The 24123-nt window shown below is 70.1% G+C and carries 26 protein-coding genes and 1 pseudogene; 12 read left to right on the top strand and 15 right to left on the bottom strand.

Features of this window, described 5'->3' with window-relative positions; genetic code table 11:
* The first annotated feature begins 14 nt into the window (after nucleotides 1-14).
* From ACN27E_RS15145 to ACN27E_RS15130, 4 genes are all read left to right on the top strand, one after another.
* Nucleotides 15-686: an SRPBCC family protein gene (locus tag ACN27E_RS15145; RefSeq protein WP_422742638.1), complete on the top strand. Its 672-nt coding sequence runs from the start codon at nucleotides 15-17 to the stop codon at nucleotides 684-686.
* The gene (locus ACN27E_RS15140; protein ID WP_422742636.1) at nucleotides 686-1879 is read left to right on the top strand and encodes a vWA domain-containing protein; all 1194 of its coding nucleotides are present in this window, start codon (nucleotides 686-688) and stop codon (nucleotides 1877-1879) included. Before ACN27E_RS15145 ends, ACN27E_RS15140 begins: the two co-directional genes overlap by 1 nt.
* Nucleotides 1880-1922: 43 nt before the next feature.
* Nucleotides 1923-2762, top strand: coding sequence for an alpha/beta fold hydrolase (locus tag ACN27E_RS15135; RefSeq protein ID WP_422742634.1), 840 nt, complete (start codon nucleotides 1923-1925; stop codon nucleotides 2760-2762).
* A gap of 113 nt (nucleotides 2763-2875) precedes the next feature.
* The gene (locus ACN27E_RS15130) at nucleotides 2876-3787 is read left to right on the top strand and encodes an LLM class F420-dependent oxidoreductase (protein WP_422742632.1); all 912 of its coding nucleotides are present in this window, start codon (nucleotides 2876-2878) and stop codon (nucleotides 3785-3787) included.
* Here the strand turns inward: ACN27E_RS15130 and ACN27E_RS15125 are convergent.
* Together ACN27E_RS15125 and ACN27E_RS15120 are read right to left on the bottom strand one after the other, a co-directional pair.
* Nucleotides 3784-4454: pseudogene (locus tag ACN27E_RS15125) on the bottom strand (SDR family oxidoreductase). The gene ACN27E_RS15130 and the pseudogene ACN27E_RS15125 overlap by 4 nt on opposite strands.
* A gap of 112 nt (nucleotides 4455-4566) precedes the next feature.
* Nucleotides 4567-5286 carry a VTT domain-containing protein gene (locus ACN27E_RS15120; protein ID WP_422742630.1) on the bottom strand — a complete coding sequence of 240 codons (720 nt, stop codon included), beginning with the start codon at nucleotides 5284-5286 and terminating at the stop codon, nucleotides 4567-4569.
* A gap of 87 nt (nucleotides 5287-5373) precedes the next feature.
* On the opposite strand from ACN27E_RS15120, the gene ACN27E_RS15115 reads away from it, so the two are divergent.
* Nucleotides 5374-6387 (top strand): alcohol dehydrogenase catalytic domain-containing protein, encoded by a 1014-nt coding sequence (locus ACN27E_RS15115; RefSeq protein WP_422742628.1) that lies wholly within the window; start codon nucleotides 5374-5376, stop codon nucleotides 6385-6387.
* Nucleotides 6388-6441: 54 nt separating this feature from the next.
* Nucleotides 6442-7479, top strand: a complete 1038-nt coding sequence (fbaA, locus tag ACN27E_RS15110) for a class II fructose-bisphosphate aldolase (protein ID WP_422742626.1) — start codon at nucleotides 6442-6444, stop codon at nucleotides 7477-7479.
* On the opposite strand, the gene ACN27E_RS15105 is transcribed toward fbaA, so the two are convergent.
* The 3 genes from ACN27E_RS15105 to ACN27E_RS15095 form a co-directional block, all read right to left on the bottom strand.
* Nucleotides 7466-8029, bottom strand: coding sequence for a cytochrome b (locus ACN27E_RS15105; protein ID WP_422742624.1), 564 nt, complete (start codon nucleotides 8027-8029; stop codon nucleotides 7466-7468). The two genes, fbaA and ACN27E_RS15105, sit on opposite strands and share 14 nt — an antisense overlap.
* Nucleotides 8026-9129, bottom strand: a complete 1104-nt coding sequence (locus tag ACN27E_RS15100) for a catalase family peroxidase (protein ID WP_422749890.1) — start codon at nucleotides 9127-9129, stop codon at nucleotides 8026-8028. Before ACN27E_RS15100 ends, ACN27E_RS15105 begins: the two co-directional genes overlap by 4 nt.
* A gap of 79 nt (nucleotides 9130-9208) precedes the next feature.
* Nucleotides 9209-9991 carry a DUF4878 domain-containing protein gene (locus ACN27E_RS15095; RefSeq protein ID WP_422742622.1) on the bottom strand — a complete coding sequence of 261 codons (783 nt, stop codon included), beginning with the start codon at nucleotides 9989-9991 and terminating at the stop codon, nucleotides 9209-9211.
* A 98-nt stretch (nucleotides 9992-10089) separates the two neighbouring features.
* Here ACN27E_RS15095 and ACN27E_RS15090 point away from each other — a divergent pair, with 98 nt between their 5' ends.
* The gene (locus ACN27E_RS15090; protein ID WP_422742620.1) at nucleotides 10090-10506 is read left to right on the top strand and encodes a DUF3151 domain-containing protein; all 417 of its coding nucleotides are present in this window, start codon (nucleotides 10090-10092) and stop codon (nucleotides 10504-10506) included.
* On the opposite strand, the gene ACN27E_RS15085 is transcribed toward ACN27E_RS15090, so the two are convergent.
* From ACN27E_RS15085 to ACN27E_RS15075, 3 genes are read right to left on the bottom strand one after another with little or no spacing between them, the layout of a single operon-like run.
* The gene (locus ACN27E_RS15085) at nucleotides 10503-12122 is read right to left on the bottom strand and encodes an FUSC family protein (protein WP_422742618.1); all 1620 of its coding nucleotides are present in this window, start codon (nucleotides 12120-12122) and stop codon (nucleotides 10503-10505) included. The genes ACN27E_RS15090 and ACN27E_RS15085 overlap by 4 nt on opposite strands.
* A gap of 35 nt (nucleotides 12123-12157) precedes the next feature.
* A complete protein-coding gene (locus ACN27E_RS15080; protein WP_422742616.1) occupies nucleotides 12158-13057 on the bottom strand; it encodes a cation diffusion facilitator family transporter in 900 nt (299 codons plus the stop codon).
* Between the two features lie 52 nt (nucleotides 13058-13109).
* Nucleotides 13110-13889, bottom strand: a complete 780-nt coding sequence (locus tag ACN27E_RS15075) for a site-2 protease family protein (RefSeq protein ID WP_422742614.1) — start codon at nucleotides 13887-13889, stop codon at nucleotides 13110-13112.
* Between the two features lie 125 nt (nucleotides 13890-14014).
* On the opposite strand from ACN27E_RS15075, the gene ACN27E_RS15070 reads away from it, so the two are divergent.
* Nucleotides 14015-14371 carry a DoxX family protein gene (locus ACN27E_RS15070; protein ID WP_422749889.1) on the top strand — a complete coding sequence of 119 codons (357 nt, stop codon included), beginning with the start codon at nucleotides 14015-14017 and terminating at the stop codon, nucleotides 14369-14371.
* Here ACN27E_RS15070 and ACN27E_RS15065 read toward each other — a convergent pair.
* Nucleotides 14368-14976 carry a peptidase M50 gene (locus ACN27E_RS15065; RefSeq protein WP_422742612.1) on the bottom strand — a complete coding sequence of 203 codons (609 nt, stop codon included), beginning with the start codon at nucleotides 14974-14976 and terminating at the stop codon, nucleotides 14368-14370. The genes ACN27E_RS15070 and ACN27E_RS15065 overlap by 4 nt on opposite strands.
* A 94-nt stretch (nucleotides 14977-15070) precedes the next feature.
* Between ACN27E_RS15065 and ACN27E_RS15060 the strand changes: the two genes are divergently transcribed.
* From ACN27E_RS15060 to ACN27E_RS15050, 3 genes are read left to right on the top strand one after another with little or no spacing between them, the layout of a single operon-like run.
* Nucleotides 15071-16363, top strand: coding sequence for an adenylosuccinate synthase (locus ACN27E_RS15060; RefSeq protein ID WP_422742610.1), 1293 nt, complete (start codon nucleotides 15071-15073; stop codon nucleotides 16361-16363).
* Nucleotides 16360-16977 (top strand): PaaI family thioesterase, encoded by a 618-nt coding sequence (locus tag ACN27E_RS15055; protein WP_422742608.1) that lies wholly within the window; start codon nucleotides 16360-16362, stop codon nucleotides 16975-16977. Before ACN27E_RS15060 ends, ACN27E_RS15055 begins: the two co-directional genes overlap by 4 nt.
* 60 nt (nucleotides 16978-17037) lie before the next feature.
* Nucleotides 17038-17715, top strand: coding sequence for a hypothetical protein (locus ACN27E_RS15050; protein WP_422742606.1), 678 nt, complete (start codon nucleotides 17038-17040; stop codon nucleotides 17713-17715).
* On the opposite strand, the gene ACN27E_RS15045 is transcribed toward ACN27E_RS15050, so the two are convergent.
* Genes ACN27E_RS15045 through ACN27E_RS15025 form a run of 5 tightly spaced genes read right to left on the bottom strand, consistent with a single transcriptional unit; the run spans nucleotide 17672 to nucleotide 21455 of the window.
* A complete protein-coding gene (locus ACN27E_RS15045; RefSeq protein WP_422742604.1) occupies nucleotides 17672-17866 on the bottom strand; it encodes a ferredoxin in 195 nt (64 codons plus the stop codon). The two genes, ACN27E_RS15050 and ACN27E_RS15045, sit on opposite strands and share 44 nt — an antisense overlap.
* A 2-nt stretch (nucleotides 17867-17868) precedes the next feature.
* The gene (locus ACN27E_RS15040; protein ID WP_422742602.1) at nucleotides 17869-19071 is read right to left on the bottom strand and encodes a cytochrome P450; all 1203 of its coding nucleotides are present in this window, start codon (nucleotides 19069-19071) and stop codon (nucleotides 17869-17871) included.
* Between the two features lie 60 nt (nucleotides 19072-19131).
* Nucleotides 19132-19716 carry a protoglobin domain-containing protein gene (locus ACN27E_RS15035; RefSeq protein WP_422742600.1) on the bottom strand — a complete coding sequence of 195 codons (585 nt, stop codon included), beginning with the start codon at nucleotides 19714-19716 and terminating at the stop codon, nucleotides 19132-19134.
* A 46-nt stretch (nucleotides 19717-19762) separates the two neighbouring features.
* Nucleotides 19763-20647 carry a dihydrodipicolinate synthase family protein gene (locus ACN27E_RS15030; RefSeq protein ID WP_422742598.1) on the bottom strand — a complete coding sequence of 295 codons (885 nt, stop codon included), beginning with the start codon at nucleotides 20645-20647 and terminating at the stop codon, nucleotides 19763-19765.
* 22 nt (nucleotides 20648-20669) lie between these two features.
* Nucleotides 20670-21455 (bottom strand): aldolase, encoded by a 786-nt coding sequence (locus ACN27E_RS15025; protein WP_422742596.1) that lies wholly within the window; start codon nucleotides 21453-21455, stop codon nucleotides 20670-20672.
* Between the two features lie 87 nt (nucleotides 21456-21542).
* Between ACN27E_RS15025 and ACN27E_RS15020 the strand changes: the two genes are divergently transcribed.
* Nucleotides 21543-22064: a helix-turn-helix domain-containing protein gene (locus ACN27E_RS15020; protein WP_422742594.1), complete on the top strand. Its 522-nt coding sequence runs from the start codon at nucleotides 21543-21545 to the stop codon at nucleotides 22062-22064.
* A 5-nt stretch (nucleotides 22065-22069) separates the two neighbouring features.
* Here the strand turns inward: ACN27E_RS15020 and ACN27E_RS15015 are convergent, their stop codons facing one another.
* A complete protein-coding gene (locus ACN27E_RS15015; protein WP_422742592.1) occupies nucleotides 22070-24109 on the bottom strand; it encodes an MMPL family transporter in 2040 nt (679 codons plus the stop codon).
* Nucleotides 24110-24123: the final 14 nt, after the last annotated feature.

Here is a 24123-nt window from a genome sequence, read left to right as displayed (position 1 = left end):
ATGAGAGGAAGCCGATGAAGATCGCCAACGAGTTCACCGTCAGCGCACCGATCGAGCGGGCGTGGGATGTGCTCACCGACCTCGAGCAGGTCATTCCCCTGATGCCGGGTGCGACGATGACCGGCCGGGACGGCGAGGACGTGCTGGGCAAGGTGAAGGTCAAGGTGGGGCCGGTCACCAGCGAGTTCAGCGGCAAGGTGCACTTCGTCGAACAGGACCGCGACGCGTACCGGGCCGTCATCGACGGACGCGGTAAGGAGTCGCGCGGTACCGGCAACGCCGCCGCGACGGTGACCGCACAGCTGCACGCCGACGGGGACCGCACCCGGGTGACCGTGGACACCGATCTGAAGATCGTCGGAAAGCTCGCCCAGTTCGGCAGCGGGATGCTGCAGCAGGTCTCGGAGAAGCTGCTGGGCCAGTTCGTGGAGTCGCTGGAGGCCGAACTCGCCGGTGCCCCCACCGCATCGGCCATGCCCGCGGCTGCACCGGCCACCGCGCCTGCAGTGACACCTGCAGGCGCACCGGCCGCCAACGGCGCCGGGCCGACCGCTCGGCCCGCCGAGGCGCCGCCGATCGATCTGCTCGACCTCGCCGGCGGCGGCGTCGTCAAGAAGTACGCGCCTGCGGTGCTGGCCATCGGCGCCGTGGTGCTGCTGCTGGCCGTTCTGCGCCGACTGCGGTGATGAACACCCCGCTGCTGCTGCGCGGGGTGGACCTGGCCGCGTTCGCGGTCGCTCTGGTCGCGCGGCTGCGCGGCGGGGCGGTGGTGGTGTCGGCGAGCGGACCCGCGGCATTCGTCGACGCGCTGCGGGAGCTGGCGCCGCGGACGACCAGCGAGCTGTACTGGGCGGCGCGCTTGACACTGGTCGACCGCGCTCAGGATCTCGCGTCGTTCGACGCCGTTTTCGCAGCGGTGTTCGCCGACGCGGTGCTCGCCGTCGACCCGGTGACCCGTGGGCGCAGCTCGCTGGAACCGGTGGTGTCGAGCCAGGCGGTGCGCGGCGGCCAGGGTCCGGTGCTCGACGTCGACGGACTGCCGTGGGCCACCCGGCCCGCCACGATCTGCGCTGCGGACGAATCCGAGACCGGTGTGGCGCTGCCCGATCTGCTGCCCAGCCGCATCGTCGCCCGTGCAGACGAGCCCTTCGACCGATTCGACCCCGAAGATCTGCGGCTGCTCGGCCAGTGGCTGGAGCGGGCCTCGGCCACCTGGCCGCAGCGCCCCACGTTGCGCCGCGAACAGCATCGCCACGGCAAACGCGTCGATCTGCGCCGCACCATCCGCGATTCCCGCCGCACCGGGTGGGAGGCGGTGCTGCTGGCCCGCAGCCGGCCGCGCCGCCACGAACGTCGCATCGTGCTGGTGTGTGACGTGAGCCGTTCGATGCAGCCCTACGCCACGGTGTATCTGCATCTCATGCGGGCCGCGGTGCTGCGGCGCGGACGGGTCCGCCCCGAGGTCTTCGCGTTCTCCACCCAATTGACCCGGCTCACCGCGGTACTGGCGCACCGCACTGCCGAGGTCGCGCTGGCCCGCGCGAACGCCGTCGTGGTCGACCGCTACGGCGGAACCCACCTGGCCGAGAGCATCGGCGCGCTGCTGTCGGGTCCGCACGGCGCGGCACTGCGCGGGGCGGTCGTCGTCATCGCATCCGACGGCTGGGACAGCAGCGCGCCCGAGGCGCTCGATCAGGCGCTGGCGCGGCTTCGCCGGCGCGCCGAACGACTGGTGTGGCTGAATCCTCGCGCCGCGCAACCGGGTTATCAGCCGCTGGCGGCGTCGATGGCGACGGCGCTGCCGTACTGCGATGCCTTTCTGCCGGCCCACTCGCTGGCCGCGCTGCAGGAGGTGTTCGCCGTTCTCGGCGGGAGTTGATCCGCTCTTCCGGTCGCCACCGCGGTAGGCAATGCTGGGCGGTATGGAACAGTACCGCCGCGACGATCTGGTGTTCGACGTCCGCGACTCCGGTCCGCCCGACGGCCCTGTCGTGGTGCTGCTGCACGGCTTTCCGCAGCACAACGACAGTTGGGATGCGGTCACCGCCCGGCTGACCGCGCAGGGCTACCGATGTCTGGCGCCCAACCAGCGGGGGTATTCGCCCGGTGCCCGGCCGCGCCGGCGCCGCGACTACGTCATCGGAGAACTGGTCGCCGATGTCGGGGCGCTGATCGACGCGAGCGGCGCCGACCGCGTGCACCTGGTCGGCCACGATTGGGGGGCCGCCGTCGCGTGGGGGGTGGCCGCCGAGATGCCCGAGCGCCTGGCCACGGTGACCCCGGTGTCGGTGCCGCACCCGGCCGCCTTCCTCAAGGCGATCGCGACCAGCCGGCAGGGCCTGGCGTCCTGGTACATGTATGTCTTCCAGCTGCCGTGGCTGCCGGAGTACCTGCTGCGCCGTGCGGACGGAAAGTTCGCCCAGCGTTCGCTGACCCGCATCGGCCAGACGCCGGAGAACGCCCGTCGCGATGCCCAGGCCATGCTCGAACCGGGTGCGCTCACCGCGGGACTCAACTGGTACCGCGGCATGCCGCTGATCAATCCCCGTGCCGCCACCGGCCGCATCACGGTTCCGACCATGTTCGTGTGGAGTGACGACGATGCCGCGCTGCTGGCGAAGGGGGCCTACGACACCGAGAAGTACGTCTCCGGCGAGTACCGCTTCGAGGTGATGGCGGGCGCGTCGCACTGGATTCCCGAGGAACGGCCCGAGGAGCTGGCCGGTCTGCTGCTCGACTGGTTCGCCGCCCACCCGATCTAGCCCCAAGGATCCCGCGAGCGGGCGTGTCTGTACCCAACACGCCGAGCATCCACGTACAGTTCGCGCACCCTCGCGGGCATTGATTCTCGACACCCGTCAAGTAAGTTGGGCCTGTGACCGAGACTGCGAAGCCCACCATTGCGTTCCCCGCCCGGATCGGCGTCTGGTGGGCCAGTGAGACATGGCCGATCACCGAAGCCCAGGACGTCGCCCGCGAGATCGAGGCGTTGGGTTTCGGCTCGCTGTTCATCCCCGAGGTGGCGGGCAAAGAGGTGCTGACCCAGTCGATGGCCTTCCTCTCGGCCACCGACCGGCTGGTGGTCGGTACCGGCATCGCCAACATCCACGTCCGGCTGCCCTCGGCCGCCGAGACCGGTGGACGCACGATCAATGCGCTGTTCCCCAACCGCTTCGTCCTCGGTCTCGGCGTCAGCCACGCACCGCTGGTGGAGTACGCGATGGGCGGCACCTACGCCAAACCGCTGGCGACCATGCGCAACTACCTGGACAAGATGGGTTCGGTCGGCGACGCCATCGAATCGGGCGCCCCGCGCCCGACGCGGCTGCTGGCCGCCCTGGGGCCCAAGATGATCGAGCTGTCCGGTACCCACGCCGACGGGGCCCATCCGTATCTGGTCACCCCCGAGCAGACCCGCAGGACACGCGACATCCTCGGCGCGGGCAGCTGGATCGTCTCCGAGCAGGCCGTCGCGGTCGGTGGAGACGACGCCGATCAGCTGCGGCGGGCGCATCAGCACCTCGGCGTCTACAGCGGCCTACCCAACTACCGCAATTCGTGGTTGCGGCAGGGCTTCGACGAATCGGACCTGGTGCAGGGCGGCAGCGATCGGCTCGCCCGCGGCATCGTCGGTATGGGGTCGGTCGAGGACGCCGCCGCATCGGTGACCGCACACCTCGACGCCGGGGCCGACCACGTCGTCGTCCAGGTGCTCGGAGACGATCCGATGGCCGACCCCCGCCCGGCGCTTCGCGAGCTCGCCGAGGTGTTCGGGCTGCGCGGCTAAGCCGACAGGCCGGCTTTGACCGTGCGGGTCAGCTCGTCGCCGATGATCTCGTTCTGCCCGGTGAACAGCCCGTCGAGGGCGAGGGCGGCCACCACGCCCGGATCGGTCTTCTGCTCGGCCGGGATGTAGGGCACCATGTCGGTGTCCAGGTAGCCGACGTGCAGCCCGGCGACGTGCACACCCCTGGGCGCGAGCTCGGCGCGCACCGCGTCGGTCAGCGCCCAACCGGCGGCCTTGGCCGCGGAATAGGCGCCGCTGGTCGGCGGGTGGTACCAGGACAGCACCGAGAGCACGTTGAGGATGGCGCCGCCACCGTTGCGCTCGATGACCGGGGCGAATGCCGCACCACCTGCAGGGTGCCGAAGTAGTGGGTCTCCATCTCCAGCCGGATGTCGTCGAGTGAACCGTCGAGCAGGCCCGCGCGGGTCGAAACCCCGGCGTTGTTGATCAGGACGTTGACGTCGGAGGCGCGTTCGGCTGCCCGGGTGACGGATTGCGGATCGGTGATGTCGATCTGCACCGGGATGACGCCCGGGATGTCGACCGATTCCGGGCGGCGGGCGCCGCCGTAGACCTTGGCGCCGCGGGCGACCAGCTGTTCGGCGAACCGCCGGCCCAGCCCGCGGTTGGCGCCGGTCATCAGCGCGACGGTGTTCTCACTGTTCATGACGGCTCCTCTGCGTGACTCCGAGCCGTGGCGGGATTGTCGCGGTTCGTTCTTACCGCGAGAACGGCGGACACCGGGAGGCCATTCCCCCGTCCGTGCGGGGACCTGGCAGCTAGCCCGCCTCGTCGATCGGCGGTGCCGGGATGCCCGCCCGCCGTGCCGCGCGGCGGCGCTTGTTCCACTCGAGGACCATCGGCATCACCGAGGCGACGGCGATCAGGATGAAGATCGGTTCCAGCAGCTTCTGGACGATCTCGAACTGACCCAGCCCGTAGCCCAACAGCACCAACCCGACGCCCCAGACCACCGCACCCAGCGCGTTGTAGAGGACGAAGACGCCGTAGTTCATCCGCGCGGCGCCCGCGGTGAGCGGCGCCAGGGTCCGCACGATCGGGACGAACCGGGCGATGACGATCGCGAAGGGACCCTTCTCCTCGAGGAACAGATGCGCCTCCTCGAGGTAGCGCTGCTTGAGAATCCGGGCGTTCGGCTTGAACATCGCCGTCCCCACCGAGCGACCGATCCAGTAGCCGACCTGACCGCCGAGGATGGCGGCGATCGGGATGAACACCAGCAGCTGCCAGAGCTTGAAGTTCACCACCTCGCCGCCGTTCTCGGCCAGCGCGGCGGTGCCCGCGGCGAGCATGCCCGCCACGAACAGCAGGGTGTCGCCGGGCAGGATCGGGAACAGCACACCCGATTCGACGAACACCACGACCAGCAGACCGACCAGCGCCCAGGTGCCGAAGTAGCCGAGCAGCGTCAGCGGGTCCAGGAAGTCGGGCATCAGCGCCAGGTACGTCACAGAGTCGGCGAGCGGCGTCGTCGTCATGGGTCCCCAGGCTACCGGCCGGAAATTGCAGCTAGCGGGTGCGCGGTTGTGGCGCCGCGGCGGCGCCGTCTCACTAGGGTCGCATGCATGCCCACGCATAAAGCCGTTCACGTCGCCTCCGCCGGTGAACCCCTCGAGCTCGTCGAAGTCGAGACCACCGCGCCCGCACCCGGACATGTCCGCATCGACGTCGCCGCCTGCGGCGTATGCGGTACCGACCACGCCTTCGTCAACGGCGGCTTCCCCGGTCTGTCGTGGCCACTGACCCCGGGCCACGAGGTCGCGGGCACCGTCGCCGAGATCGGGGAGGGCGTCGAGGGGTTCGGCGTGGGGGACCGGGTCGCCGTCGGTTGGTTCGGCGGGAACTGCAACCGCTGCGTGCCGTGCCGTAAAGGCTTCTTCATGCAGTGCGAGAACGGTCAGGTGCCCGGGCTGAGTTACGCCGGTGGATACGCCGAGTCGTTCGCCGCGCCGGTGACCGCACTGGCCCGTATCCCCGACGGGCTGTCGTTCGCCGAGGCGGCCCCGATGGGGTGCGCGGGGGTGACAGTGTTCAACGGGCTGCGCAGCACCAGAGCCGTCGCCGGCGACCTGGTCGCCGTCCTCGGCGTCGGCGGGCTCGGCCACCTCGGGGTGCAGTTCGCGCGCGCCATGGGATTCGAGACGGTCGCGATCGCCCGGGGCGCCGGTAAGGCCGAGGACGCCAAGGAACTCGGTGCGCACCACTACATCGACTCGACCGCGGGCGACGTCGCGCAGGTTCTGCAGGAGCTCGGCGGTGCGCGGGTGGTGCTGGCGACCGCGGCCAACTCCCAGGCGATGGCCGACACCGTCGGCGGACTCGGGCCGCAGGGCGAACTGATCGTCGTCGGTGTCACCCCCGAGCCGTTGCCGATCAGCCCGGCCCAGCTGATCTCCCCCGGGATCACGGTGACCGGGCATCCGTCGGGCACCTCGCGCGACGTCGAGGAGACCATGCACTTCGCTCTGCTGTCCGGCGTCCGGGCGAAGATCGAGGAGAAGCCGTTGACCGAGGCGGCCGAGGCGTACGCGGCGATGGACGAGGGCCGGGCGCGTTACCGCATGGTTCTCACCATGTGATCCGGCCGGTGATCCGGCATGTGATCCAGCGCCGACGGGGGGATACTGGCTGACATGCCGATCGCCACCCCTGAGGTCTACGCCGAGATGCTCGACCGCGCCAAGCAGCACGCGTTCGCGTTCCCGGCCATCAACTGCACGTCGTCGGAGACCGTCAACGCCGCCATCAAGGGCTTCGCCGACGCCGGCAGTGACGGCATCATCCAGTTCTCCACCGGCGGAGCCGAATTCGCCTCCGGGCTCGGGATCAAGGAGATGGTCACCGGTGCTGTCGCGCTCGCGGAGTTCGCCCACATCGTGGCGGCGAAATACCCGGTGACCGTCGCCCTGCACACCGACCACTGCCCCAAGGACAAGCTCGACGCCTACGTGCGGCCGCTGCTGGCGATCTCCGCCGAACGTGTTGCCGCCGGCCGCGATCCGCTGTTCCAGTCGCACATGTGGGACGGCTCGGCGGTGCCGATCGACGAGAACCTCTCGATCGCCGGGGAACTGCTCGCGCAGGCGACGGCGGCCAAGATCATCCTCGAGGTGGAGATCGGCGTCGTCGGCGGCGAGGAAGACGGCGTCGAGGCGGAGATCAACGACAAGCTCTACACCAGCGCCGAGGATTTCGAGAAGACCGTCGATGCGCTGGGCGCCGGCGAACGCGGTCGGTATCTGCTGGCCGCCACCTTCGGCAACGTGCACGGCGTCTACAAGCCGGGCAACGTCAAACTCAAACCGGAGGTGCTCGCCGAGGGACAACGGGTGGCCGCGGCGAAGCTCGGATTGTCCTCCGATGCGCAGCCTTTCGACTTCGTGTTCCACGGTGGCTCGGGTTCGCTGAAATCGGAGATCGAGGATTCGCTGCGCTACGGCGTGGTGAAGATGAACGTCGACACCGACACGCAGTACGCGTTCACCCGCCCGCTGGCCGCGCACATGTTCACCAACTACGACGGTGTGCTCAAGGTCGACGGGGAGGTCGGCAACAAGAAGGTCTACGACCCGCGCAGCTATCTGAAGAAAGCCGAGGCGGGGATGAGTGCGCGCGTCGTGGAGGCGTGCACCGATCTGCACAGCGCCGGACGGTCGGTCAGCGCCGGCTGAACGCCTGGCGCCCCTCGGCCGGCGCGCCGCCCGTCATCCGCGAGAGCATCCCGTCCCGCAGCGTGAGGGTGTGCAGCAACACCGCGCTGACGTGCGCGGCGATGACGAGCACCAGCAGGTAGGCGAGTACCGAATGCGCCTGCCGCAGGACCGAATACACGTCGGCGTCGAATGGCACGATGCCGGGCAGGCGCCATCGGCCGAACACCACGACGGGCCGTCCGGCGGCGGACACCATCGCCCAGCCGACCAGGGGCTGCAGGACAAGCAACGTATACAGCGACAACTCCGAGCCGAGCACGAGCACGCGCTCGACCGGGCCAACGGTGCCGGGCAGTTCCGGGGCGCGGTGGGTGAAGCGGTTCGCCGCACGGACCACGACGACCACCAGCACCGTGACGCCCAACGTCATGTGCACCGCCAGCAGCGTCGCATACGAACCGACTCTGCTCGCCATCGTGAAACCGATGATCAGGAGGGCGAAGACGAGCGCTGCGGTCAGCCAGTGCAGCACCCGGGTCCGGACCGGATAGCGCGGCGCGGCCGTCACCGCGCCACGTCCTCGACCTGAATCGCCGACGGCGACTTCGCTTCCCCGGTCCGCGCCCGGTAGGACCCGGCGTACACCGCCGAACGGGCGGACAGGAGCGGATCCTCCGACGGCTCGATGCCGTCGGGCAATACCAGCGGGTCGAAGTTGACGTCGCGGACGTTGCCCGCCGCTTCGGTGTGCGCGGCCGTCAGCACCACGGTCCCGGCATCGAGCTGCCGACGTTCCGGCGGCCAGGGCAGGGTCGCGTCGTCGATCGGATCACCCGGCTCGCCGATGGTGAGCAGCATCCGCCACCGCAGCGCGCCGTCCTGGATCTGACGCACCACCGCGTCGAACAATCCATTGTCGCCTCGCCGCGGCGGTCGGGCAGCCTGTTCGGGTACCAGGGTCCAGCGCACCGGCGTGCGCCGTCCACTCCCGTCGACCAGATAGAAGGCATTGAGGCTGGAGAAGGTGCTGTCGGCGAAGCCGGTGGACGGCGGCCGCGTCTTGTTGACGGCGACCGCCGCGACGGTCTCCGGGTGCTCGGCGTAGAACCGCCGCATCCTGTCGGGGTCCGGCTTACCCGTGCTCTGCTCGACCTTCGAGGCCACCAGGCGGTCGTAGAAGCCTCGAGGTGACCGGTCGGGAAAGACCAGGGTGTTGAGCATCGCGGTGCGCCATTGCCGGCCCTCCGGTAGGTCGAACGCGAGCGCCAGCCCACGGGCTGTGGCCGGATCGTCGGCACCGAACGGATTGCCTCCGGCCAGGGAGAATCTTCCGGTCACCGGGGTGCGGCCGGCGCGGAACACGGCGGCTCTGGAGATTTCGCCGCCGCGGCCGGTGCTGTCGAAGAATCCGGTGACGGCCACCCCCTTGGCGTGGTTGCGCCGGAATCCGGGATGGCTGCCGTAGACGGTGCGGAAGCCGTCGAGGAATGTCTGGCGTGTCAGCGTGGCGCCGGTGGTGACCCAGTCCTTCGCGTACGCGACGGCACCGATGTCGACCGCGACGAACGCGGACACCGCGCCCAGCCCGGCCAGCAGCGACCGCCGCGTGACGGGGGTTCCACGCCAGTGGAAGAGGCTGTCGCTGTCGCTGTCCGGCACGGAGTCGATGGTCGCGCCTCCGGGCCGCGGGGGTCATCCCTGCTGACCGCCGATCGGACTACCGGCTAGCGGTACTCGGTCGGACCACCTACGGGGTCGCGGACTGGCAGATCTTCCAGTGGTCGTCGCGGAACTGCAGATCGAAGCTGCGGGTGGAGCGGGTCTGCGGCGCGTTCGCCATGAAGGCGGTGACGTTGGCCTCGGCGTGATCGCCGTTGATCACGATCTGGTCGACGCTGGCCACTACCGGATACTGCTTGGCCGCTGCCACCCGTTTGTGGGTCTCGGCCCAGGTCTTGTCGTCGTAGTTGACGTAGCTGTCCCGTTTGCTGCCGCAGGTGATGCTGCGGAGCGTCGCGAGGTCGCCGTTCTGGATGGCGGTGTCGAAGTCCTCGATGGTGGCCCGAACCATGTCCTCCTGGGAGGCCGCCGGATCCGAATCGCGGGTCAACAGCAATGTGCCCAGCACCGCGATCGCCACCAGCGCCGCGATCACCAGCACCACCGCGATCACCCAGCCCCAGCTGCGGCGGGTCTGCGGCGCGGGCTTGGGCGGCTCACCGCCGCGCGCGGGGATCACCTGCGGGCTCGCCGGCTTGTGCTGGTGAACGGCGAACTGCTCGGTGGGCTCGGAGGTCGGGAACACCTCGGTGGCGGGCTCCGGTGGGGTGTCGATCTTCTGCGTCGAGCCGGCGTCGAACCCCGAAGGGGCGGTGAACCGGCGTTCGCCCGCCGAGTCCTCGGGTGACTCGGCGTCCGATACGCCTGCGGAGAAGACTTCGGTGGCGGGGTCGTGCTCGTAGCCGGGTCCGCCGTCGGCCGACGGTTCGGTCGGCTGGTCACCCTGCTGCGGCCCTTGTGGGTTGGACATCCCGGCTGTGTTCCTCCTCGACGACGCGATGGGATGAGCTTATCGACCGACCCGAGCCGATGACCGATCGCAACGGCGGGCACGGCACAATGAGCGTCATGACGCGCATGGGTGACCTCCTCGGACCGGAGCCGGTGCTGCTGCCCGGGGACCCGGAGGCCGAGGCCGAACTGGACGCAGGCGAGAACCCGTCGATCGTGGCGGCGGCGCACCCGTCGGCCTCGGTGGCCTGGGCCGAGCTGGCCGAGGCCGCGCTGGCCGGTGAACAGCCCGTCACCGCCTACGCCTACGCCCGTACCGGCTATCACCGCGGGCTGGACCAGTTGCGGCGCAACGGCTGGAAGGGGTTCGGCCCGGTGCCGTTCCGGCACGAACCCAACCGGGGTTTCCTGCGGTGCGTGGCGGCGCTGGCCAAGGCCGCCCGCGAGATCGGTGAGGCCGACGAGTACCAGCGCTGTCTGGATCTGCTCGACGACTGCGATCCGACGGCCCGAGCGGAATACGAGCTGGCCTAACGGCCGCGCGGGGCGGTGCGTAGCTGCGCCACTTCCGCTTCGATGTCGGCCACCGCGCCGGCCGGCACCGCCGCACCGGTGTGCTCGGCCGCCCAGAAGGCGGCGATCGTGCGGTAGGCGAGGTGTTCGGCCGCGACGACCGACGGCCACAGCGCTCGTTCGGCGGTCCGCTGCGCTGGGGATCCGGCGCGGGCGGCCTCGGCTGCCTCGACCAACTCCAGCACCGAGCGTTGCAGTTCGCGTCGCCGGCGCCGCACCGCCAGGGAGGCGGCGTCCCCGGCGGCCAGGGCTTGCATGCCCTCGACCACGGCGTCGAGGGTGGCGCTCAGCGCGTCGTCGAGGCGGCGGTGTTCCTGACGGCGCGCCAGCACCAGGTACACGGCCACCGCGACCGCGCAGCCGATCAGTGTGTCGAGTCCGCGCGAAAGCAGCAGGTGGCCGACATCGACCTGCCGCACACCCGTGGCGATGGTCAGCGCCGACGCGGTGATGAACACGCTGGCCAACGCGTAATGGCGCACCACCAGCAGTTCGATCACGAAGGTGAGGACGGCCAGCACCGCTGCCAGCGCCAATCCGTGCGGGTGGGTCAGCAGGACCAGCGCCGCCACGCCCAATCCGATCCAGGTGCCCAGGAGCCGCTCGGCCCCCCGGCGCACCGTGCGGACCAGATCGGCGCCTTGATGGAGGACGAGGACGGCCGCGGCCATCGCCCAGTAGGCCCGGTCGACCCCGAAGGCGGCCGCGCCGAGGCCGGCCAGCGGGACGCCGACGGCCACCCGCGCCATCACCCGCCGGGTGTGTGACCCCACCTGCACCGCCTGGCGCAGCAACACGGCCACCGGCGGGCGGCCCAGGGGCAGACGGTCGACCTGGCGGGTCGCGACCGCGGCCGGGTCGGCGGTGCCCGCCCCGATCCGCCGGGCCAGTTCGGCCGCCCCAGCCGGCGGGGGTGCGGTCAGCGCGTCGGCGAACAGCACGTGCAGCGCATGATTGGCCGCTCGCAGCCGCGCCACCACGTCGCCGGGGCGGTTGCCGCCGGGCTGGAAGTCCACCAGTACCCCCCAGGCGTGGTGCAGGGCCGTGGCCGCGCGATGCCGGGCAGCGGGCTCTGCGGTCGCGTCGAGGAAGCCGGCGACGGCGTCGGCGGCGGCGCGGACGGCGGCCTGCTCGGGTCCGTGCCGGCCGGCCAGCAGAGCGGACATCTGGACCAGCCAGGCGCCCACACCGCCGGCGAACACCAGCAGACCGATCTGCCACGGGGCCAGATGTGACGCCGAGACCCCGATGCCGGCGGCGCAGGCCAGCACGAAGACGTAGGCGCCCGGCGGCCCGACGGTCAACGCGTTGCACAGCCACACCGCCAGTACCGCCACCGTCGACACCACGGCGACGCCGGACAGTGGATCGGCCGCGGCCCAGACCCCGGCGGCCACCGACAGGGCCAGCGCCGCGGCCACCATCAGCAGTTGTACGGCGCGATACGGATACGGCCGCCCGCCACCGAAGCGGGCGGTGAAGGCGCCGAGCGTCGCGATCAGCCCGGCGCCCAGATCCCCGACGGCCACACCGACGACGACCGGTATCGCGGTGCTGATGGCCGCACGCAGGGCCATCGGCCATCTGTCGATCACGGGGGGCGGCCCGGGCGCTACCAGTTGTTGCTCTCGCAGTTGCAGTCGCCGACCCCGCTGGGCGGCTCCACCTGGACGGTCGCATGGTCGAGCCCGCGGGCGGCCAGTACCGCGCGGGCGTCGTCGAGGACCCGGGCGGAATCGGCCGTGGAGGTCAGGTGGGCGGTCACCACGTCCTTACCGGGCACCAGAGTCCAGACGTGCAGATCGTGTACCTCGCGAACCCCGTCGACGGCGCCGAGCGCCGAGCGCAGTTCGTCGACGTCGATGTGGGCAGGGGAGGACTCCGACAGGATCCGCAGCGCCGAGCGGGCCAGCGAGATCGCCCGCGGCAGCACCCACAGCGCGACGAAGACGGCGACGACCACGTCGGCATACGGCCAGGCCGTCGTGACGGTGACGATGCCGGCGATCAACACGCCGATGCTGCCGACGGTGTCGGCCACGACCTCCATGTAGGCGCCTTTGACGGCCAGGCTGTGCTCGGACTGCGAGCGCAGCAGCAGCACGACCACGAAGTTGGCGACCAGGCCGGCCGAGGCGACCACGATCATCGGCACGCCGGGGATGTCGGGCGCGTCGCCGAGCCGTTCGAACGCCTCGTAGAGGATGAAGGCCGCGACGCCGATCAGCAGCACGGCGTTGCCGACGGCGGTGAACACCTCGGCGCGGTGCCAGCCGTACGTGCGTGCCGGTGACGCGCTACCCCGGCGGGCCAGCAGCACGGCGGTCAGCCCCATGAACATCGCGACGAGGTCGGTGAGCATGTGTCCGGCGTCGGCGAGCAGTGCGATCGAGCCGATCATCAGCGCCGTGGTGAGTTCTAGGACGAAGAATCCGGTCAGGACGGCCGCCGCGATCAGCATCCGGCTGACGCGGGCGTCCGCTGCGTGACTGTGGTCGTGGCCCGCACCCATGCCAGCAATATATGCACAAAGTCGCATATGTGGCAAGAACCTGCGGTGAACCTCAGAGCCAGGCGGACCAGAACCGGGTCAATTGCCCGCCGATCGACACCAGCGCACTCGACACCCCGGACAGGTCGACGATCCCGTACACGAGACCGAAGAACCACTGATTGAGCACCGGGGCCAGCAGGAGGACCAGCAGGATCAGGAATCCCCACTGTTTGACCGGTTGCAGCGCCCGCTGCGTGTCGGGGCTCAGATGCGGTTCCAGCGCGCCGTACCCGTCCAGTCCGGGCACCGGCAGGATGTTCAGCACGAAGGCGGTCACCTGCAGGAACCCGAGGAAGGCGACCGCCGACCAGAACACCGCATGGGACGGGTCGAACAGCAGCCGGGTCAGCCCGAGCAGCAGTACGGCCAGGACCAGGTTGGCCGCCGGCCCGGCCAGGTTCACCAGCGTCTTCTGCCGTGGCGTCATCCACGACGTGCGCAGATACACCGCGCCACCCGGCAGCCCGATGCCGCCCAGCGCGATGAACAGCACCGGCAGCCCCAACGACAGCAGCGGATGGGAGTACTTCAGCGGGTTGAGCGTCAGATAGCCGCGCATCTCGACGTCGTGGTCGCCGAACCGCCACGCGGTCACGGCGTGGCCGAACTCATGCAGGCTGAGCGACACCAGCCAGCCCGCGATGACGAAGACGAACGCGCCCACGTAGGCCAACGGTGCGACGGTGTCGGCGGCCAGCCAGGTCAGCACACCGCCGACGGCGGTGACGGCGACCACCGCCAAGAAAACCGGACTCGGCCGGACCGGACGGCGCAGCGGGCGGATGCTCACTCTTCGACGCTACCGGCTTGAATGATCTGGTGACCGCCACACAGATCGCCACCGCAGACCCCGTTCCGCCGCCCCCGCCGAGCACCCGGCTGCGCACCGCAGCCCGGCTGCTGCTGGCCGGGGCGATGGTGTTCGCCGGGCTCAGCCACCTGTTCTGGGCCCGACGCGACTTCCAGGCGCAGGTACCCGACTGGCTGACCACGGCCGCGCCGATCGACAAGGACGGCGTGGTGGTGGCCTCCGGCGGTGTGGAGATCATGCTCGGCGCCGGGCTGGCCCTGCTGCGCCGCGACCGCGTGCTGGTCGGCCGGCTGCTGGCGGCCTTCTTCGTCGCCGTCTTCCCCGGCAACATCGCCCAGTACCGGGGCCGGCGGGACGCCTTCGGCCTGGACAGCGACCGCAAACGCTTCGTCCGCCTGCTGTTCCAGCCGGTGCTCGTGGCGTGGGCACTGTGGTCCACGTCGGTACCCCGCCGCCGTTAGCCGACGCGTAACCAGCCCTCGGTGTGCCGGTAGAACGTCGAACGCGTCACCGGCCGCGGCGCCGGCACGCCGTCGCGCACGACCAGCGCGCCGACGGTGCCGAGCTGCGCGGCCCGGCCGGTCAGCCAGCGTTGCGGCCGGCCCCGGTTCGACAGGACGGCCGCCCGCAGCCCGGGCATCGACCCGGTCGGCTCGATACGGACCCCGGCCACCGCGCCGGTGAACAACGTTGCGTCGTCGACCACGGCCTCGCCGGTCACCGCGTCGGTGTCCGCCGGTGGCCGCCACTGCGCCCCGGCCACGATGGCCTGACCGGCGTCGTCGCGGATCAACGGCACCCGGCGCGCGGTTGCGCTCACCGCCCGGCGCGCGCTGAGCCAGCCGCGGACGTGTGCGAGTTCGACGTCGAGGCGTTCGGTGCGCATGAGCCGCGTCAACGTCGTGGCGAGATCGGCGTCCGAACCCACCACGATCAGACGGCGCGCGGTCGCGGCCGCTGCGTCGACCTCCTGGGGGTCGGCCACGTCGACGGTGTCCAGCCCGGCCGGCGTGCGGGCGTCGCGGTGCCCGGCGAAGCGCAGGACGACCAGCTCTGCGGCACTCAAAAAGACTCCTCGCGACCTGCTGGGATAGGGTGTGTCACCGGCTGCCACACGATATCGGGGGCAGACTGCTCGTCAAGACAGCGGGAGACAGCGCATGCCGGCAATCGTGCTCATCGGCGCCCAGTGGGGCGACGAGGGCAAAGGAAAGGCCACCGATCTGCTCGGCGGCCGCGTGCAGTGGGTGGTTCGGTACCAGGGCGGTAACAACGCCGGGCACACGGTCGTCCTGCCCAACGGGGAGAATTTCGCCCTGCACCTCATTCCCTCGGGCATCCTCACCCCCGGTGTCACCAATGTCATCGGCAACGGGGTGGTGGTCGACCCGGGTGTGCTGCTGACCGAACTCGCCGGTCTGGAGAAGCGCGGTGTGGACACCGGGCGGCTGTTGATCTCCGCCGATGCACACCTGCTGATGCCGTATCACGTGGCCATCGACAAGGTGGTCGAGCGGTGGGCCGGCAGCAAGAAGATCGGTACCACCGGACGCGGCATCGGGCCCTGCTACCAGGACAAGATCGCCCGTATCGGCATCCGGGTCGCCGACGTCCTGGACCCCGTGCAGCTGGCCGAGAAGATCGAGGCCGCGCTGGAGTTCAAGAACCAGGTGCTGGTCAAGATCTACAACCGCAAGGCCCTCGACGCCGCCGAGGTGGTCGACAATCTGCTCGCCCAGGCCGACGGGTTCAAACACCGCATCGCCGACGCCCGCCTACTGCTCAACGAGGCGCTCGAACAGGGTGAGACGGTGTTGCTGGAAGGTTCGCAGGGCACCCTGCTCGACGTCGACCACGGCACGTATCCCTTTGTGACGTCGTCGAATCCGACCGCGGGCGGCGCGGCGGTCGGCTCCGGGATCGGGCCTACGCGCATCACCACCGTGCTCGGGATCCTCAAGGCGTACACCACCCGCGTCGGGTCGGGCCCGTTCCCGACCGAACTGTTCGACGAGCACGGCGCCTATCTGGCCAAGACCGGCGGTGAGGTCGGCGTGACGACCGGACGCCCGCGCCGCTGCGGCTGGTTCGACGCGGTCATCGCGCGCTACGCCACCCGGGTCAACGGCATCACCGACTACTTCCTGACCAAACTCGACGTACTGTCCAGCCTGGAGACGGTCCCGGTCTGCGTCGGATACCGCGTCAACGGCAAACGCACCGACGACATGCCGATGACCCAGACTGACATCGCGCTGGCCGAACCGATCTACGAGGAGCTGCCTGGGTGGTGGGAGGACATCAGCTCCTGCCGTACCTTCGACGAGCTCCCCGCCAAGGCCCGCGATTACGTGCTGCGTCTCGAAGAGCTTGCAGGAGCGCATGTTTCGTGCATCGGAGTGGGCCCCGGTCGGGACCAGACCATCGTTCGTCGCGACATCCTGGCCTCGTGACCGCATCCGGATTCGACCAGCACGGCGGATTCCCGGTCTTCGAACCAGCTGATCCGGGTCCAGGGTTCGGCCGCTTCCTCACCGCGATGCGTCGCGCCCAGGACCTGGCCGTGTCAGCCGACCCGGACAGCGGAACCTGGGACCGCGCAGCCGATCTCGCCGAAGAGCTGGTGGCGCTGCTGGCGCCGTCCGAAGCCGCGGAGGGAGTCGGTCCGGCCAATCGGGTGCCGTCGCTACCGGGTGCGGGCAGTCTGCTGATGCCGCCGTACCGGGTGCACAAATTCGATGCCGAAGCGGTCGAGCTGACCGTGCAGTTCAGCCGTTACCACGTCGGCGGCAACTACGCCGTGCACGGCGGGGTACTGCCGCTGATGTTCGATTCGGTGTTCGGCATGGTGATTCATGCGACCGGCCGGCCGATCAGCCGCACCGGCTTCCTGCATGTCGACTACCGCAAGGTCACGCCGATCGATCAGGAGCTGACCATCCGCGGCTGGGTGCGCGAGGCGCAGGGCCGCAAGGCGTTCGTCAACGCCGAGCTGCGGGACGGCGACGGCAACCTGCTGGCCGAGGCGAACGGGCTGATGATCCGGTTGCTGCCCGGTCAGCCCTGAGTCAGCCGACCAAGGCGCTGATCCCGCGAACGCCGGCGGCGCGCGTGCGACCATGACTGGGTGGTCGACCGACATCTGCGCCGCCTGTCCACACCGCGGGCCGCAGCGTTCGCCGGGGTGGTGTTCGCGCTGCTGTTCGGCACCGCGTTGACCCTGATCCGCTCGGCGCTGCCCGAGGGCGCCGAACCGGGCTCGCAGTGGCTGGACGGCTCGAGCCACCACATGCGCATCGCCGCGATGCTGATGCCGTTCGCCGGCATCGCGTTCCTGTGGTTCATCGGCGTGATCCGCGACGGCTTCGGCGACCTGGAGGACCGCTTCTTCGCCACGGTCTTCCTCGGCAGCGGGCTGCTGTTCCTGGCCGTGATGTTCGCCGTCGCCGGGATCGGCGCCGGGCTCGAGGCCACCGGCAGGCAGCTCGCCGACTCGGCGGTCCGCACCGACGTCGCCCTGTTCGGCCAGACCGTGGTGGTGACGCTGGCCAAGACCTACGCCGTGCGGATGGCCTCGGTGTTCATGATCTCGCTGGCCACGATCTGGCTGCGCACCGGGCTGATGCCGCGGGCGGTGGTGTGGACGACCTATGGGCTGGCGCTGGTGTTGATGGTCGCCGCCGACACCAGCATGTGGCTGACGCTGGCGTTTCCGGCCTGGGTGCTGGTGGTGAGCGCTTTTCTGATCGTGCGCGCCCGGGTCACCGATCGGCGATCCGCAGCGCCGCCGCCGGACACAGTCTGACCGCTTCGCGGGCGTGCTCCTGCTCGGCCTCGGGCACCGGGTCGGCCAGGATCACGACGATGCCGTCGTCGTCCTGGTCGAACACCTCGGCCGCTGACATCACGCAGTTGCCCGCGCTGATACAGGCGTCCCGGTCTGCGTCGATCCGCATGGTCACCACCCCACCTGCAGTGACCGTAGCCCGTAGATGAAGTGAAAGGACCGGAACTGCACCTGGTCGAACGGTTCGGCGAGGTGCAGCGACGGGAAGCGACGGAGCAGCGCAGGGAACGCGATACGCATCTCCATCCGGGCCAGCGGGGCGCCGAGGCAATGGTGCACGCCGTGCCCGAACGCCAGATGGCCCGGGGCGCCGCGGGAGAGGTCCAGTGTCTCGGCCGCCTCGACGAACGCAGGGTCACGGTTGGCCGACGGCAGCGATACGAACACCAGCTGGCCGGCCGGGATCGCCACACCGGCGACCTCGACGTCGGTGGTGGTGATCCGCGGAATGCCGCTGTGCACGATCGACAGCCACCGCAGCAGCTCCTCGATCGCCGGTGCGACCGCGGCCGGGTCGTCCCGAACGGTGGCCAGCTGCCCGGGGTGGCGCAACAGCGCCAGCGTGCCGAGGCTGAGCATGTTCGACGTCGTCTCGTGGCCGGCGAGCAGCAGCAGCCCGGCGATGCCGATCATCTCGTCGTCGGACAGCTCGTCGCCGTGGTCACGGACCAGCATGCCGAGGATGTCGTCGCCGGGGGCGCGGCGGGCACGGGTGACCAGCGAGGCCATGTAGTCGCGGCTCTGGCGGACGACCTCCATCCGCTCGGGGATCGGCAGCGACAGATCCAGCTGGCGGGCACTGCGTCGCTGGAAGTCCGCACGATCGGCGTACGGGACGCCGAGCAGCTCGCAGATCACCAGCGACGGGATCGGCAGCCCGAAGCTCTCGACCAGGTCGGCCGGTGGTCCGGCCGCTTCCATCGCGTCGAGGTGTTCGGTGACGATGGCCTCGATGCGCGGTTCGAGCGCCTTGATCCGGCGCTGGGTGAACGCCGGGGTCAGCATGCGCCGCAGCCGTTGGTGCTCGGGCGGATCGTTGGCCAGCAGGTTGCCCGCCTGCGCTCTGGCCTGTTCGGCGTCGGAAATCGGTGCGCCGGCCCCGACGAAACCCGGTGGCCGGGTGTTGGAGAACCGCTCGTGGTCGCTGAGCACCGCCTTCACGTCGTCGTGGCGGGTGACCAGATAGATGTCCATGCCGAACGCGTTCTTGGCCGTGCTGACCCCGTCGGCCTCGCGGATGCGCCGCAGTTCGGCGATCGGGTCGAATCCGTCGCGGCGCATGTGCAGTGGGGGCAGCGGGGGTGCCTGGGTCATGACCGGTCAACGACCGGGCGGCGGCGATGGTGCCCGGTCAGCGCGGATTAACGCCCCGGATCACCACGCGGCGCCGGCGTAGGGCTGAGACCACAGCGCAACCTGCAGGGTGACGGCCTTGCACCAGGCCTGGTACATCGCATCGACCCGCTCGCCGGAGTCACCGCCTGCGGCCAGGAACGGCCGTACCGTCGCGGTGATCGGATAGATGAACGCGATGAGGTGGCGCAGCGGGATCAGCGGAACCGAGTCGGCGTGGTCGGTCAGATTCTTCTTCAGCGCGGTGTGGCGCAGCCCGATCTCCTGCTGGTAGGCCAGCCATCGCGCGTCGTAGGGACGGTTACAGGTGTCGAGAATCCAATGGCCGAACCGCGCGCGTACACGGGCCAGGTATTCGGGCAGCGGGTCGCCCGCCGGCGTGGAGAAGTAGGCCATCAGATGGGGATGCGCGCCGACGAAGCCATACCAGACGTCGAGGACGTCCTCGATCTGCGGCGCGAGAACGGCCCCGCCGGCGCGCAGCGCTTCCCGGTCATCGGGTCCGAACAGCACGCTGGCCTGCAGGCCCGCCAGGTCGTCGAGGCTGACCGGGGACGGGTCGGCGTCCGGGTCGTCGTAGGTGTAGCCGGGAATCGCGTGGTTCATAGTCACTCCTGTTCTCGGTGGGTGGTCGTGCTGATGGCGGTCGTGGTCACGGCGACACCTCGGCCAGCATGGCGTGCAGTTCGGCGCGACCGTCGGCGCCGAGTGGAAGCAGGGGTGCCCGCGGTGCGCCGGCGTCCTGGCCGAGCAGTTCGAGTCCGGCCTTGACCGTGGTGGGCAGTCCACCGGCGACGATGAAACGCAACAGCGGTGCGAGATCGTCGTAGATGCGTTGTGCCAGTGCCCGATTGCCGGCCTGTGCGGCCGCCAAGAGATCCAGACAGGGTTGCGGCCGCAGGTTCGGGGCTGCGGTGCACCAGCCGGCAGCGCCTTCGAACAGTGCGTCGAGCACCAGCGGATTGCTGCCGTTGTAGAACGGTAGGGCCCCGCCGGTGAGCTCCTTGATGCGCTGCATCCGCGACAGGTCGCCGGTCGACTCCTTGACCATCGTGACGTTGTCGATGTCGGTGAACATCGTCACGAGCAGTTCCGGGGGCATGTCGATGCCGCTGGTCGCCGGATTGTTGTAGACCATGATGGGCAGCTCGACGGCCGCCGCCACCCGAGCGTAGTGTTGCGCGATCTCCCGGGGGGTGAGCTTCCAGTAGGAGACCGGCAAGATCATCAGCGCGTCCGCGCCGGCCCGTTGTGCGTGCCGAGCGCGCCGGATGGTGTTGGCGGTGCTCAGATCCGACGCGCCGACGACGACGGGCACCCGGCCGTTCGCCACGCCGACGGTGGTGTCGACGACGGTGTCGAATTCCGCCTCCGTGAGATACGCCGATTCGCCGGTGCTCCCGAGCGGGGCGATGGCATGCGCGCCGTCGTTGACCAGGGTGTCGACCAGGGTGGCCAGGCGCCCGGTGTCGATATCGGCGCCGTCGGCGGTGAACGGGGTGACGGGGTAGGCGATGATGCCGTGGAGCTGTGTCATGGAGGGTCCTTCCTGGGCCGGATCAGTCGTCGAGGGTGTCGGGATGGTGGCGCAGCGCACGTCGGGCGTAGTACGCGAAGTTGGCGACGCTGCGTTTGGGGGTGAGGGTCCAGTCGTGCGCCTCGCGCGCCAGCCGGTCGGGTAGTGCCGCGATGGTCCCAGCCGCCATCGCGGCCAGCTGCAGTTGGGCGGCGCGCTCGATGAGCACCGCCAGCGAGCACGCCTCCTCGACACTGGCGCCGGCGATCACGTGTCCGTGATGGGCGAGCAGTATCGCCTTCTTGTCACCCAGGGCGGCGGAGATGATCTCGCCTTCCTCGTTGCCGACGGGAACCCCCGGCCAGTCGGGCAGGAATGCGCAATCGTCGTAGAGGGGGGCGATGTCCATCTGCGAGACGGCCAGTGGCACCTCGAGCATCGACAGCGCAGCGACGTGGAAGGGGTGGGTGTGCACGATGCAGGTGACGTCCGGGCGGCTCCGGTAGATCCAGGAGTGGAACCGGTTGGCGGGGTTGGCCATTCCGCTGCCGTCGAGCACGGTCAGGTCCTCGTCGACGAGCAGCAGGTTGCCCGCCGTGATCTCGTCGAAGCCCAAACCCAGACGCTGGGTGTAGTAGGTCCCGGGAGTGTCGGCGCGGGCGGTGATCTGGCCGGCCAGACCCGAGTCGTGGCCGGCGTCGAACAGTGCCCGGCAGGTCAGCGCCACCTTCTCCCGGACCGTCCAGCCGGGCTCGGCGACGTGACGGTTCAGCCCGTCGAGCGACCTCCTCATCAGATCGCTCTTCGTATCGTTCAGGGTGCTCGTCACCGGTGACTCCTCTGGTAGCGGACTCAATGACACGATATGAACTGTAGGACACAAAGTGTCCTATCGTCAATGAGGTAACCTGGCGGTGTGAGTGGCCTGTTACGCGCGGTGCGCCGGCAACGCGGGATGACGCTCGACGATCTCGCCGCCGGAACCGGGCTGACCAAGAGCTATTTGTCCAAAGTCGAACGCGGCCATAGTGTGCCGTCGATCGCGGCGGCGCTGAAGATCTCCCGGACGCTCGATGTCGATGTGGCGCAATTGTTCTCCGACGATCCCGAAGTAAGTGTGCTGACCGTCGAACGGGCGGCCGAGCGCGGCGGTGAGCGGCACCACGCCATTGCCGCGACGATGCTGGGAAAGGCGATGTCGCCGTTCGTCGTCCGGCCGGGTCGAACATTCACCGCGCATGCGCATCCGACGCACCCCGGGCAGGAGTTCCTGTTCGTCCACGCCGGCGCCGTGGAGCTCAACCACGACGGCCGCGTGGTGCGGCTGGACACCGGCGACTGCGCATACTTCGACGCGTCGGCTCCGCACAAACTGCGGCAGGTGGGTGACCAGGAGGCCGAGGTGATCGTGGTGGCGGGCGGTTCCGCCGACGGCTGAAGGCCCTAGCGGTCCGCCCGTAACGCCGGCCACCAGATCTTCGGCCCGATGAGGGTGAAGAGCGCCGGGATGATCACGGTGCGCACGAGGAACGTGTCGAGCAGGATCCCGAGCCCGACGATGATGCCCAGCTGGGTCAGCACGATCAGCGGGAGCACCCCCAGCACGCAGAACACCGCCGCCAGGACGATGCCGGCGCTGGTGATGACGGCACCGGTGGCCGACACCGCCCGCACGATGCCCGCGCGGGTGCCGTATTCGGGGGTCTCCTCGCGCGCGCGGGTGACCAGGAAGATCGTGTAATCCACCCCGAGCGCGACGAGGAACAGGAACGCGAACAGCGGCGTGGTGTCGTCGAGAGCCGGGAATCCGAAGATGTGGACGCTGGCCCAGCCGCCGAGCCCGAGTGCCGCCAGGGCGCTGAGCACCGTGACCCCGACCAGGATGAGCGGCGCCAGCGCCGAGCGCAGCAGTGCGTAGAGCACGACCAGCACGACGGCGAGGATGGCCGGGATCACCACCATGCGGTCCCGTCCGGCGGCCGCGCTGACGTCGCGCGCCTGGGCGTCGGAGCCACCCACGAGCGCCGACGGGTCGACCTCGTGGACGGCCTCGCGCAGCGTGTCGACGGTGGTGAAAGCCTCGTCGGAGGCGGGCGCCGCGGCCAGCACGACCGACCACTGGCTGAGCCCGTCGGGGCTGGTGCCGGCCGGCTGGGCCGACACCACACCCGGGGTGTCGGTGATGGCGCGTTCCAGGGCGGCCGCGCGGTCGGTGCTGCCGATGACGCGGGTCGGATCGGTCAGCCCGCTCGGGAAGTGCTCGGCGAGGGTGTCGTAACCGGCGACCGATTCGGCCTGCACCCGGAACTGTTCGGTCTGCGACAACCCGATCGGGGTGCTCAGTAGGCCGGTGCAGAGCAGCGCGAGGGCGCCGATCGCCACGACCGCCACCCGGGCGGGGCGGCGGGCCACCGCATCGGCGATCCGGTGCCAGATCCCGCCCTCGGTGAGCGGGGTGGCGCCGACCCGGGGGATGAACGGCCAGAACAGCGTGCGGCCGAACAGCCCGAGCAGCGGCGGCAGCACGAGCAGCACGAAGATCGCGGCGACCACCAGACCGGACGCAGCCTGTACGCCCAGGCTGCGGGTGCTCGGTGAGGACGCGAACACCAACGTCAGCAGGGCCAGGACCACGGTGGCGTTGCTCGCCAGGATGGCCGGTCCGGCGGCCCGGACGGCGACGGCCAGCGCCGGGCGGTGCTCGCGGTGTCGCCCCAGCTCTTCGCGGTAGCGCGAGATCAGCAGCAGCGCGTAGTTGGTGCCGGCGCCGAAGACCAGGACGCTGGTGATCCCGGAGGTGGAGCCGTCCGGGCTGAGGCCGAACGCCTCGGCGACCGCGGTGCCGACGACCGCGGCGACCCGGTCGGCGAAACCGATCACCGCCAGCGGCACCAGCCACAGCACCGGCGATCGGTAGGTCACGATGAGCAGCAGCGCGACCACCGCGGCCGTCACGGCCAGCAGCAGGAAGTTGGCGCCGGAGAACGCATTGGCGATGTCGGCGCCGAACGCCGGTCCGCCGGTCACCTGCGAGCGCAGCTCGGCGGGCAGACCGTCGGCGGCCGCCCCTCGCACCTCTTTCACGGCGTCGGTGAGCGCGAAACCCGACAGCGATGCGTCGAGCGGGACGACGGCCAGCGCCGCCTGGCCGTCCTCGGAGACCTGAACCGGCGGCCCGGCGGGTGCGGCGGGGCCGGTTCCGTCGGCGGCCGCGGTGAGCATGCGCTGGCGGGCCTGATCGGTGGCGGCCACATCGGCCGGCGACAGCGGCGCGCCGTCGGTGCGGGTGACCACCAGGATCGCCGGCGCCGAGTCCCCGCCGGGGAACGCCGCGCGGAGCTCGTTGACCTGTGCCGATTCCGCGTTCGCCGGAACCGAGACCGGTGATTGAGAGGCGGAGTCACCGCCCCCGAGAAGGGCGAGCAGGGCACCGGACACACCGACGACCAGCAGCGCCACCAACCACGACCATCGACGCGACATACCGTCCAATATTT

The organism is Mycobacterium sp. WMMD1722 (assembly GCF_049315205.1).
Taxonomy (GTDB): domain Bacteria; phylum Actinomycetota; class Actinomycetes; order Mycobacteriales; family Mycobacteriaceae; genus Mycobacterium.
This window is presented reverse-complemented; position numbering and strand designations above follow the sequence as displayed.